General features: G+C 68.1%; 12 protein-coding genes. 5 read left to right on the forward strand and 7 right to left on the reverse strand.

Annotated features, from left to right (window positions below; translation table 11 throughout):
* Positions 1 to 22 precede the first annotated feature (22 nt).
* Complete coding sequence (locus ABZ803_RS18675) at positions 23 to 604, reverse strand: TetR/AcrR family transcriptional regulator (RefSeq protein ID WP_357039345.1); 582 nt, start codon at positions 602 to 604, stop codon at positions 23 to 25.
* Positions 605 to 683: 79 nt separating this feature from the next.
* Here ABZ803_RS18675 and ABZ803_RS18680 point away from each other — a divergent pair, with 79 nt between their 5' ends.
* Entirely contained in the window at positions 684 to 1,355 is a 672-nt protein-coding gene (locus tag ABZ803_RS18680; RefSeq protein ID WP_357039348.1) for an alpha/beta hydrolase family protein, read from the forward strand.
* A gap of 314 nt (positions 1,356 to 1,669) precedes the next feature.
* Here the strand turns inward: ABZ803_RS18680 and ABZ803_RS18685 are convergent, their stop codons facing one another.
* Together ABZ803_RS18685 and ABZ803_RS18690 are read right to left on the reverse strand one after the other, a co-directional pair.
* Positions 1,670 to 2,221, reverse strand: coding sequence for a hypothetical protein (locus ABZ803_RS18685; protein ID WP_357039351.1), 552 nt, complete (start codon positions 2,219 to 2,221; stop codon positions 1,670 to 1,672).
* A gap of 40 nt (positions 2,222 to 2,261) precedes the next feature.
* Complete coding sequence (locus ABZ803_RS18690; protein WP_357039353.1) at positions 2,262 to 2,669, reverse strand: hypothetical protein; 408 nt, start codon at positions 2,667 to 2,669, stop codon at positions 2,262 to 2,264.
* Positions 2,670 to 3,111: 442 nt separating this feature from the next.
* On the opposite strand from ABZ803_RS18690, the gene ABZ803_RS18695 reads away from it, so the two are divergent.
* A complete protein-coding gene (locus tag ABZ803_RS18695) occupies positions 3,112 to 3,642 on the forward strand; it encodes a CYTH domain-containing protein (RefSeq protein ID WP_357039356.1) in 531 nt (176 codons plus the stop codon).
* Positions 3,643 to 3,716: 74 nt separating this feature from the next.
* The gene (locus tag ABZ803_RS18700) at positions 3,717 to 4,097 is read left to right on the forward strand and encodes a hypothetical protein (protein ID WP_357039359.1); all 381 of its coding nucleotides are present in this window, start codon (positions 3,717 to 3,719) and stop codon (positions 4,095 to 4,097) included.
* A gap of 139 nt (positions 4,098 to 4,236) precedes the next feature.
* On the opposite strand, the gene ABZ803_RS18705 is transcribed toward ABZ803_RS18700, so the two are convergent.
* The 4 genes from ABZ803_RS18705 to ABZ803_RS18720 form a co-directional block, all read right to left on the reverse strand.
* A complete protein-coding gene (locus ABZ803_RS18705; protein ID WP_357039362.1) occupies positions 4,237 to 4,713 on the reverse strand; it encodes a DUF3237 domain-containing protein in 477 nt (158 codons plus the stop codon).
* A 2-nt stretch (positions 4,714 to 4,715) separates the two neighbouring features.
* Positions 4,716 to 5,162 (reverse strand): nuclear transport factor 2 family protein, encoded by a 447-nt coding sequence (locus ABZ803_RS18710; RefSeq protein ID WP_357039364.1) that lies wholly within the window; start codon positions 5,160 to 5,162, stop codon positions 4,716 to 4,718.
* A gap of 85 nt (positions 5,163 to 5,247) precedes the next feature.
* Complete coding sequence (locus ABZ803_RS18715) at positions 5,248 to 7,251, reverse strand: serine/threonine-protein kinase (RefSeq protein ID WP_357039367.1); 2,004 nt, start codon at positions 7,249 to 7,251, stop codon at positions 5,248 to 5,250.
* A gap of 246 nt (positions 7,252 to 7,497) precedes the next feature.
* The gene (locus tag ABZ803_RS18720) at positions 7,498 to 8,748 is read right to left on the reverse strand and encodes a helix-turn-helix domain-containing protein (RefSeq protein WP_357039370.1); all 1,251 of its coding nucleotides are present in this window, start codon (positions 8,746 to 8,748) and stop codon (positions 7,498 to 7,500) included.
* A gap of 125 nt (positions 8,749 to 8,873) precedes the next feature.
* Between ABZ803_RS18720 and pruA the strand changes: the two genes are divergently transcribed.
* Both pruA and ABZ803_RS18730 read left to right on the forward strand, forming a co-directional pair.
* Positions 8,874 to 10,511, forward strand: a complete 1,638-nt coding sequence (gene pruA / locus ABZ803_RS18725) for an L-glutamate gamma-semialdehyde dehydrogenase (RefSeq protein WP_357039373.1) — start codon at positions 8,874 to 8,876, stop codon at positions 10,509 to 10,511.
* Positions 10,511 to 11,470, forward strand: a complete 960-nt coding sequence (locus ABZ803_RS18730) for a proline dehydrogenase family protein (protein ID WP_357039376.1) — start codon at positions 10,511 to 10,513, stop codon at positions 11,468 to 11,470. The genes pruA and ABZ803_RS18730 overlap by 1 nt, the downstream gene beginning before the upstream one ends.
* Positions 11,471 to 11,475: the final 5 nt, after the last annotated feature.

Below are 11,475 nucleotides of genomic sequence, written 5' to 3' on the forward strand. Positions count from 1 at the left end.
GCGTCGCGCGGGTCGAGTCCGTTCAGGTGGCCGCGGCGAGCAGAGCCGCGGCGGCGGCGCGAGCCTGCCCGCCGACATCCGCCGGGCCGTGCATCGTCGCGACGACGGTCGCCCCCTCCACCAGCATGAGCAGTTGCCGCCCCAGGACAGCTGGATCCTCTGCCCCGGCGCGGGCGGCGATTCCGGTGAAGAGGTCGAGATAGCGATGCAGGTGCCGCGCGGCGACGGCCCGCACCTGCTCGTCATAGTGCTGGGCTGCCGCGTTCACCATCGCGCAACCGCGAAAGGCCGGTTGCGCGTACCACTCCCCCAAAGCGTCGAATACCGCGGCCAATTGTTCGGCAGGATCGTCACCGGCCGACTCGACCGCGTCGGCCAGCCACGCACCCACCTTGTCACTTCGCGCCTCGAGCACCGCTTGAACGAGCCCGTCTTTGGTACCGAAGTGCCGGTACAAGGTCTCCTTGGACACCCCGAGCCGCGCGCATAGTTCGGTCATACCCACCCCGTCGAGCCCACGCTCGTACAGCAGCGGTTGCGCCGCTTCGAGCATGGCGGCGCGGGTGCGCGCCGGGTCGATCGTCGAGCCTTTGGCCACGGGCATACCTAGATGGTAACGACTGGTTCGATCATCTGCTAGCGTCGCAGATCGTAATGATCGGTTCTATCTAAGAGGTGGCCGCGTGGCGACTTTCGTCCTGATTCCCGGCATGTGCCACGGCGGCTGGTGCTTCGAGCAGCTCACCGAGCAGTTGCGGGCACACGGTCATCGCGCGTATCCGCTGACCCTGAGCGGCGTCGGTGAGCGCGTCCATCTGCGCCACGGAGTGAATCTGGATACCCACATCCAAGACGTCACCGCGCTGCTGTCGGCCGAGAACATCACCGACGCCGTCCTGGTCGGTCACAGTTACGGCGGCATGGTGATCACCGGCGCCGCCGACCGCGCGGCGAGCCGGGTCGCGGCACTCGTCTACATCGATGCCGTGGTTCCGCAATCAGGTGACTCCTGCTTCACACTGGTCTCGGATCAAGAGCGGCAGTGGTACCTGGATGTGGTCGACACCGGTGACGCCGTACGCCCGCTGCCCTTCTTCGATGCGCGAGCCACACCGCACCCGCTCGCGTCGGTCCTCCAACCACTCACGCTTACCGGGGATCTCACCCACATCCGGCGCAGGGACTACGTCTACGCCACCGGGTGGGAAGCCCCCTCGCCGTTCACCGGTATCTACCAGCGCTTGCGGCACGACGCCGAATGGACGACCCACGCGGTCGACGGCGGGCACAACCTGATGCGAGACGCTCCGGAAGACTTGCTGCGGATACTGCTCGATGTTCCCGGACCACGCTGACGCCCCACACCGCGACATCCCGCCACGGACCTACTCACGAACGACCCGAGTCGACCGGGGCCACACCAGCCGCGCCATCGTTGGATCCGGCGATCTCATCCATCAGCATCCGCAACGTGAGTGAGTGCTTCTCCGGCGGTAGCGCATCCATCGCGTTTCGCGCCACCCTGATCCCTTCGGCTCGATCGCCAGGCGGCGTTCGCTTGCCGGGCATCTCCGGATCGCGGAGCGGCAGCGCGTCCAGGCGCACCCGGACCGGCTGCGGCGGGTACGTTCACGAGACACCCTCAGCCGCGCGGCTTTGCAAGAAGAAACTATGGCTGAGCTGGCCGGACTTCGCTTGCCTTGCGGTACTTTCCGTGTCCGCCTTCGCCGATGGACCATGTCACCGGCATGCCCGGGGTGATGAGTTGTTCGTCGCCTTTGTACTCCCACAGGCAGAACCACACGTCGCCGGAGTGGCTGGCAATGAGCCCGTCGGAATGGCGGGGCAGCCACCACCGGACCACACCGTCGAGGTCCGGATCGGGATCCTTCGCTGCCTCGACCTGCCCGAACGGTATCGAGCCGCCCTGTCCGCACCATCCGTCAAGGGTGGGCAGCAACGGCTGGTCCCCACCCGCAGGGTCGGCGGGCCAGATCTTCCCGCTGCGGGACAGGACGTCGTCGTGGATATGCCAGGCAAGTTCGCATGCCACACCGCTGGGCGTGAACTCGCCGGGGCTGGTGCCGACGACGACGTTCAGTGCCGGGACGCTGAACTCGATCCACCAGGCCGGTGCAAAAGACATCCGGCGCCGATGCTCGGGGATCGTTTCATCGATGTGTACCTCGAAGCCGAGAGCCGACTCGATGTCGGCCGCCAACAGGTCGGCGCCGGCTCTTGAAATCTCCTGATCCACGCCCTCATCTTCCCGCATAGGGGATGGTGCAACGGTTGATGGGGGTCACGTAGAGATTCTTGCCCGCGGCGTGTGAGGCGATCACCTGGATTTCGTCTCCTTCCTCGTAAACGTAACGTCCCCTCTGATACCGGGGGATCGTCATGTGGAAGTTGTCGTCCTTCATCTTCGAGTCCTGTTCGACGGGCTTGCCGTTGACCAGGATCTGGTAGTCGTATCTGCCGGGGATGTCGGAGATGTTGTTGAGGAACATGGCCCATGCGACACCCCCGATGGGATCCCCACCCGCGGGTCTGGTGTCGACTTCCACTCTGCCCCACTGGGTCGTGACTTTGTAGTTGGTGCACTGCTGAAACGAAGCGTGCGCGGCACCGGCGGCCAGCACGCTCGTGACCAACACGATCGTCGACACCACTGCGAACAGTAGTGTTCGACTGAATCGGACTGCCGGCCTGGACATGACAAGGTTCATGACGTGCCCCCCTATGTTCTGAGCTGTGAACGGTTGCACAGCCTCGAAACTGTTCTGTCACAGGCTTAGACGGCAACCCCCGCTGATCGGTTCCTGGTTTCGGGAAGATTTTCTCCGGCAATGCAGGCATCTGGATCATCGCGCGCGACAACGTGACCCAGGAACTGGGTCGCACCGGCTCGAACCAACGCAATTCACGGCGTGAAACAGCGCCACTTTCCGCCGCGAGTCTTCGGCGCGATCGAAGTCGACATCGACGCCGAACTCGCCGCGCTCGGTCGGACCGGGTACCGGCCGCGGCGCGTCCGCGAGCGCCTGTATGTGCGACCGTGGGCGGGCACATTCGAACGAATCCGGCCGGACAACCTGACAGGAGCCAGCGGTGCCCATCGAGCACGAAGGCAAGATTCTCGATATCGACCCCGGTGCTGTCGAACGACTGATCGTGGACAAGGGGGGCCGCAAGCTCGGCGAGCGATTCATGCGCCGCTACGTCTACGACATCACGCCGGGTGATCGGTCGAAGTGGATCAGGCTGCGGGACAACGGGAATGGGGTTACTCTCGCCGTCAAGCAGATCACCAGCGACGCCATCGACGGCACCCATGAAGTCGAGGTGGGCGTCGAGGATTTCACCGGCGCCAACGCCCTGCTCGAGCTGTTGGGCTTCACCGCGAAGTCCTATCAGGAAACGAAGCGGATCAGTTTCGTACTCGACGGCGCGCAACTCGAGATCGACACCTGGCCGGGGATTCCTTCATATCTGGAGATCGAAGCCGCGACGCAGGAAGACGTGATCCGGATCGCCGAGCTGCTCGGCTACGCCGAAGCCGATCTCACCGGCGAGAACACGATCAAGATCTACGCTCGGCACGGTATCGACCTCGACACCGTCCGCGAACTGCGGTTCTGATCCGCAACTGAAGCCGGCGCCTGGTCGATCTACTACTGTGACCGACATCGGATTCTCTACTTTGGGGGTTTCACATGCTCATCTGGGGCTGGCAGAAGCGCATTCACACACTCGCCATGATCACCTTGGTCTGCGGCCGCTGCGGCAATCCCGCCGCACACGCGCTGCGCAAACTCGTCACCAAGTTCACGCTCTTCTTCATCCCGCTCTTCCCGCTCAGCACCAAGCACTCCCTGGAGTGCACCTGGTGCGGCGCATCCTCACCGGTCGCGGGCCCCCAGGTCCCCGACCTTCTCGCCCGCGCCAACGCCGAGACCATGGGCCCCGCCCAGTACCAGCAGCCTGCCGCGCAGTGGCCCCAGCAGCCCGCTCCCAGCCCCCAGCAGCCCGCCCTCGGCGCGCCCGACGCCCACTGGCAGCAACAGCCCGGTCCCGGCGGCAACTGGCAGCGCTGACCCTGGCGACGTACACCCGCATGCGGCGGCTCCCGCCGCCGCGTGTCCGGGCTGATCGATTTCCCGAGCGGCGTTCGCTGCCGCAACGTCACATCGTCAACGCGTTCGTGTAGCCGGGGTCGACGTAGAGGTTTCGATGTCAGACGACCTCGAAGACTCGGTAGGCGATGCCGCCCTCGACCGGATACCCCGATCCGACGCAGACGATGTCGTTGAGCCACTGATACTTTCGCGCACCGGTTTCGAACACCGGCGTCGTGCGGAAGTAGTAGCTCCCGGGATCGACGAGATGCCGCGTGGCCGCATCACCTATTCGGTCGCGCATCTCCTCGGGGATGGTCCACCGCCCCCCGTAGGTCAGCTGCACCAGGGCGTCGTCATCGGTCCGCAAGGTGAGCCGCACGTCGAGCACCATGCTCCCGTCCTGCCGGAACAACGCCCAGTCGCCGCCGCCCGGCAGCACCACGCCGCGCAGCTTGGGCCCCTCGAACGACCCACCGGTCGCGCCGAACAACACCCGCCCCTTCCCGATGTTCAGCGGCGGCGCGAGATCCACCACGACGTCGAACAGCTGCCTGGTCTCGATCCCCGCGACATCCTTGACCCGTGCGTCCATGATCATCTCCCGCCGAACAACTTCTGCCGTACCGCGTCGGTCGATACGCCCGATCGGGCGCACAGCTCCGACAGATCGAAGTGGAAGTACTCCCCCGCGATCAGCCCGTCCGCGAACGCGAAGCGGAGGAACACCGGCAGTTCCGCCCGCCGACCATTCGGCTCCACCCCGAATCGGTTGCCGGTCAAAGTCATTCGCGCCGTCCCCCAGCAGACCAGCGTCTCCCCTTCTGCCGCGTGCCCGCTCAGCTCGACGCCATAGTCCGGAAACGACGCGAAGAAGGCCCGCAGCGCGAACTCGTTCGCCTCCAGCCCACGCGCCACCGTCCCGAACGCCGGTGCTTCCAACACCATCCCGGCATGCATGAGCCGTAGCGCCGCAGGGACGTCCTGCCTGCTCTTGACGACGGCGAGTTCCGTCGCCAGGTCCATCATCCAGCCGCTATCCATACAGAAACTATACGGTCGACCGTATTTATTGTCTACAAGAAGATCGCACTGCGCCGCAGCGCGACCGGCGCAGGTGGCCGAGGCACTAGCCGAAGTACCGGTGGAACCATGCCGCCAGCTCGGCTTCGCTCTTCGGTCCCTGGTCCGGGTGATCGGCGCGCAGCGCGCAGAAATGCCCGGCGATGCCGAACTTCTGGTGGATCAGGAACAGGCAGCTCGGTCCGAGCGCGGGATCGGTGTTCGGATAGCAGAAGAAACGGCCCAGAACGTTGCCGTTCTGCCGCCAGACGTCGTCGCCCATGTCGCCGCGACCGCACACGTGTCCGGAGAACTGCCCGCGATTCGCCTCGTACAGGTACGTCGCGGACTCCTGGTCGGGGAACCCGAAGAACTCCGCGGACGGGAATCCGATCTTGGTGCCGCAGGCCAGCACCGCGTCCACCGGACCGGGCGGCGGGTCGGAGTGGCGACAGTTGGCCGGGCCGAAATCACCGGCCAGATGGTTGAGCACCGCCCGATCGGCCTGCGTGAAGTAGTCCGGATCGCGGGCGAGATCGGCGGTGCGGAACGAGAAACCGTTGCGCGCGGCCACATAGTCGCGGTACTGCTGCTCGGCAGGCTCCCAGATGTACACCGCGGCCGCCAGCGCCCGCTCGTCCGTGACCAGCAGCGCGGGCCGTGGCGCGGTGGGATCGTCCACCTTGCTCAGGAAACACGACTTGCGGCCGACTTCCGCGCCGTCACGCAGCATCGGTCCGTCCGTCCCCGGCGGGTCGCCGGGGCAGTTGCGTCCTTGCAGGCCCGCCAGCAATGCCGAGGTGTAACCGCGCAATTGGTCGACGTTGCGGAATCGCAGGAATCGCGCCGCGGGATCGCTCGCGGCCGGATTCGCGGTGCAGAAGACGACGGCGGCGGTGGGCGGGTCGGGGTCTTCGTGCACGCAGTTGGCGCGTTTGTAGCCCGACGGGCCCACCAGCGACAGCAATTCGACGTCCGGGCCGTTCGGAGCGCTCGCGTCGGGAACGGCGGTGCCGGTGTTCGGCCGGGTCGCCTCCCAGCCGAAGAAGCCGAGGGTGGCGGCGAGCAGGACGACGCACAGCAGGGCGAGCACGCGGAGTACGCCGCGGCGGCGTGGTCGCTCGCCGTGGTCGCCGCCCGGCTCCGTCGGCACGACCGTCGCACCCGACCGGTCCGGTGGTGGACCCGCGTCGGTCACCGCGTCACCCGCCGCGGAAGTCGCCTGCGTGGGGGCTTCGGCCACCGCCGCCTGCGCGGCCGCCCCGAGTTCACCCGCCGTGCCGTACCTCGCCTGCGGGTCCTTGGCCATCCCGCGCGCGACCACCGCGTCCAGCCGGGCGGGCAGTCCCGGACGGCACGAGTGCGGCCGCGGCGGCGGTTCGAACAGGTGCGCCGAGATGATCTGCGCGTCGGTGTCCTTCGGATACGGCCGCGAACCGGTCAGGCACTCGTAGAGCACGCAGGTCAGGGCGTAGATGTCGGCGGCGGGGGTGACCACGCGGGAGTGGAACCGCTCCGGCGCCATGTAGTGGAACGATCCGATCGCCGAGCCGTCGCTGGTGAGGCTCTCCCCGGTGGCCGACTGGGCGATCCCGAAGTCCACCAGGTAGGCGAAGCCATCCGGGGTGAGCAGGATGTTGTCCGGCTTGATGTCCCGGTGCACCAAGCCGTCGGCGTGCGCGGCGTCCAGCGCCGCGGCGACCTGCCGGACGATCGCGACCGCCCGCTCCGGATCCAGCGGCGCCCGCTCGGTCAGCAGCGCGCGCAGGCTGTCGCCGCCGACCAGGCGCATGTCGATGTAGAGCCTGCCGTCGATCTCGCCGTAGTCGTGGATCGGGATGATGTGCGGTTCCTGCAACCGCGCCGCGACGTGCGATTCGCGCCGGAACCGTTCCCGGAACACCGGGTCGTCGTGCAGCCGCTCGGGCAGCACCTTCAGGGCGATGGTGCGGTCCTTGACGGTGTCGTAGGCCTCGAACACTTCCCCCATGCCGCCACGACCGATCAGGCGATCCAGGCGATACGGCCCGAACCGCGAACCCACCTCGAGCGTCTGACGTCGCGTCGTCATCTCGTCCTCCGTGACGGGGACCCGGAGGGCGTCCGTCACGATTCGAGCCGGACGCCTCCCCGGGGCCGTGACCCGGGTTCCCGCGCTCAACTGTAGGCCGCGCGGACCCCGTCGGCAGGCGTATCACGCAGCGGGCCGGTCAGCCGCCGGTTCGCCTTCCGGAGCACGTCTACGCAGGTCCGAAGCGCGGCCGGGCAACACGCGGGTACCCGATCGGCGAGCGTGACCGAGGCAGCGCCACCGCCGTCAACTCCGGTCCGTCGGGCCGGGGCGGCGATGCAGGGCGAGCTGGATCTGCAACAGCAGGCGGTCGGCCGGGTCGTCGAGGTTCATCCCGAGAATGTCTTCGACCCGGCGAAGCCGGTAGCGCAGCGTGTTCGGATGCACGCGCAGTGCCGCGGCGGCGTCGCGCACGTCACCGTGCTCGCGCAGATAGGTCTCGACACTGTCGCGCAGGCTCGCGGAATGCTTGCGGTCGTAGTCCAACAACGCGCGCAAACGAGGATCGTGCAGTTCCGTCCGTGCACCGACGAGATCGAGGGTCTCGCCGAGCAGCACCGCGGTCCGCGCCTCGGCGAGGGTGGTCACCCGGGTTCCCGGCGATGCCGCGAAGGTGCGGTCCAGGACCCGGTCGACCTCCGCGCGCGCGTCGGCCACCCGGCCGAGATCGGGGACCGGACAGGCGATCGCGGCCCGCAGCGACAGCGCGCGCTTGGCTTCGAGCTGCTCGATCAACTGCCGCGTCCAAGCCGTCACCGCCTGCGCGGAACGGTAGCCGGGCAGCAGCACGTAGACGCGGTCGCCGATCGTGGTGGTCACCGAGTCACCGCGGAAAGAGCAGGCGCGCAGGCGCAGAACGCCGCCCACCGCAGCCGGCTCGGCGCCCGTCGCCCGCTCCCCCGCCATGAGCGCGAACCCGATCACCGCCGCAGGGCCGGTGGTCGGCAGGTGCAACGCGTTCGCCACGGCCGCGGCGTCGATCACGGGCCCGCTCGCACCGAACAGCCGCCGGACCAGCAGCGCCTCGGTGGTGGGCGCGTCGAGACTGCGGGAGATCAGGCGTCCCGCGATGGCCGCCGCGCCGCGCAGGATCTCGGCCGCGTCCGGCTTGAACGGCCGGCCGCCCTCTTGCAGCCAGATCGCGCCGAGCACCCGAGCACCGCCCGTGTGCGCGTCCGTGGGACGGCGGATGCCGATCACCAATCGGCGCTTGATGTTCAGCTCGTCGTGCGCGGGCACGTCGACGACCTCGTCGGTGTCGCGCAGACGATCGAACACCCCCCAGCGCCGCAGCAGGGTCAGATACTCCCGCGGCCCCTCGCGGCCGAGGATCGATCGCACCCGCAATTCGTCGGCGTTCTCGTCGGAGGCCGAGTACGCGAGCACATGTGATCGCGGGTCCTCGATCGACACCATTCCGCCCGCGTTGTCCGCGATCATCTGCGCCAGCGCGAAGAGGTCGATATCGGCGGCGACCTGATCACCTTCCCCGGCCACGTTCCCGTCCTTCGGCCAACTCGACAACGAACTTGCCCCATCTTTGTCTGGTTGGCTCATTCTCCGGGCAGTTTTCCGGTGTTGACTTCCCATTGCCGGAAATTCACCTGATAGTAGGAGGTCTTATGGATGCCGTCGTGTCCCCGCCCCCGCCGGTCAACGAGCCGGTGGGCAGCTTCGCGCCGGGCACGGCGGAACGCGAGCGCCTACGGGTGAAGCTGGCCGAACTCGCCGCGACCCCGACCGACGTCGCCCACGTGATCGGCGGTGCGCACCGCCGGGGTTCGGGTGAGCGCGTCACGGTGGTGCAGCCGCATCGGCACGCCGCCGTACTCGGCACACTCACCACGGCCGGACCGGGCGAGGTACACGACGCCATCGAGGCGGCCTGCGCGGCGGCGCCGGGCTGGCGCGCGCTGCCCTTCGCCGAGCGCGCCGCGATCTTCCTGCGCGCGGCCGACCTACTGGCCGGACCGTGGCGCGAAACCATCTCCGCCGCAACGATGTTGGGTCAGTCCAAGACGGCCTACCAGGCCGAGATCGACACCCCTTGCGAATTGGTCGACTTCTGGCGGTTCAACGTGCACTTCGCGAGCCGGATCCTGGCGGACCAGCCGATCTCGGCGCCGGGGGTGTGGAATCGGGTGGACTACCGGCCGCTCGAGGGATTCGTCTACGCGATCACGCCGTTCAACTTCTCCGCCATCGCGGGCAACCTGCCCACCGCGCCCGCGCTGATGGGCAACACCGTGGTGTGGAAGCCCGCCGTCACCCAATCGGTGGCGGCGTACTGGACGATGCGGCTGCTGGAGGCGGCGGGACTGCCGCCCGGCGTGATCAATATGGTGCACGGCGCGGGACCCGAGGTGTCGGAGGTGGCGCTGGCCGATCACCGGCTCGCGGGCATCCACTTCACCGGGTCCACCGCGACCTTCCGGCACCTCTGGCGCACCGTCGCGGCGAATCTCGACCGCTACGACTCCTATCCGCGCCTGGTCGGCGAGACCGGCGGCAAGGATTTCGTGGTGGCGCACAGCTCCGCCGATCCCGAGGTGCTGAGCACCGCCCTGATCCGCGGCGCGTTCGACTACCAAGGCCAGAAGTGCTCGGCCGCCTCACGCGCTTTTCTCCCGCGATCGCTGTGGGACCGGATGGGCCGCGAGTTCATCGACCGGGTGGCCGCGCTCAGCTACGGCGACGTCACCGACTTCGGCCACTTCGGTGGAGCGCTCATCGATCGGCGCGCCTTCGTCCGGAACACCGACGCCCTGGCGCGCGCCAAGGCGACCCCCGGCCTGACCATCGCCACGGGCGGCCACGCCGACGACAGCGTCGGCTACTTCGTCGAGCCGACCGTCCTGCTCGGCGACGACCCGGCCGACGAGGCGTTCCGCACCGAGTACTTCGGCCCGATCCTTGCCGTGCACGTCTACGACGATTCGGTCCGCGGATCGTTCGAGTCCACGCTCGACCGGATCGATCGCGGCTCGCCCTACGGCTTGACCGGCGCGATCATCGCCCGGGATCGCGCGGCGATCGGCACCGCGCTCGACCGGTTGCGCTTCGCGGCGGGCAACTTCTACATCAACGACAAACCCACCGGCGCGGTCGTCGGCCAGCAGCCGTTCGGCGGGTCGCGCGCGTCCGGCACCAACGACAAGGCAGGCTCGGCACAGAACCTGCTGCGCTGGACCTCCGCTCGCACGATCAAGGAAACCTTCGTCCCCGCGACCGACCACCGCTACCCGCACCAGGAGTTGTGATGGCCTTCTCCGGACTGCTGCGGCCCGCCGTGCTGGCGGCCTCCCGTTCCCCGCGCGTCGAGCGCGCGATCACCCGCATGCCTGCCACCAAGAAGATGGTCGACCGTTTCGTCGCGGGCGAGACCGAGCGCGACGCGGTCGCCGTGTCCTCGGCGCTGCTCGGCTCCGGCCGGTTCGTGAGCGTCGACTATCTCGGCGAGGACACCACCGATCTCGACCGCGCCCGCGGAACCGTCGCGCACTACCTGCGGCTGCTGTCGGCGCTGGCCGACCTGCGGTCCGTGGACGAGGCGCCGGTGCCCCGGCTGGAGGTGTCGCTCAAGCTCTCCGCGCTCGGCCAGCGGCTTCCGCAGAACGGATACGCCATCGCGCGCGAACACGCCTACGAGATCTGCACGGCGGCGAAGGCGGCCGGGGTCTGGGTGACCGTGGACGCCGAAGACCACACCACCACCGAATCGACGCTGGCGATCGTGCGCGAGCTGCGGCTGGACTTCCCCTGGCTCGGCACGGTCTTGCAGGCCTATCTCAAACGCACCGAGGAGGACTGCCGGAGCTTCGCCGGTCCGGGCGCACGGATCCGGTTGTGCAAGGGCGCCTATCGCGAACCCGCGGCGGTGGCCTACCAGAGCCGCTCCGCGGTGGACGAGTCCTACCTGCGTTGCCTGCGGATACTGATGGAGGGCAAGGGCTATCCGATGGTGGCCACGCACGACCCGGCGCTGATCGGCGCTGCGCTCGGCCACGTCCGCGAAAGCGGCCGGAAGCCAGGCGATTTCGAGTTCCAGATGCTGCACGGCATCCGTGACGCCGAACAGCGACGCCTGGTCGGAGCGGGCTATTCGCTGCGCGTCTACGTGCCCTACGGTGACCAGTGGTACGGCTACTTCATGCGCAGGTTGGCCGAGCGCCCGGCCAACATCGCCTTCTTCTTGCGTTCCTTCGGCCGCGACCGCTGATCGGG

It is taken from the genome of Nocardia sp. NPDC047648 (genome assembly GCF_040642815.1).
GTDB lineage: Bacteria > Actinomycetota > Actinomycetes > Mycobacteriales > Mycobacteriaceae > Nocardia > Nocardia gamkensis.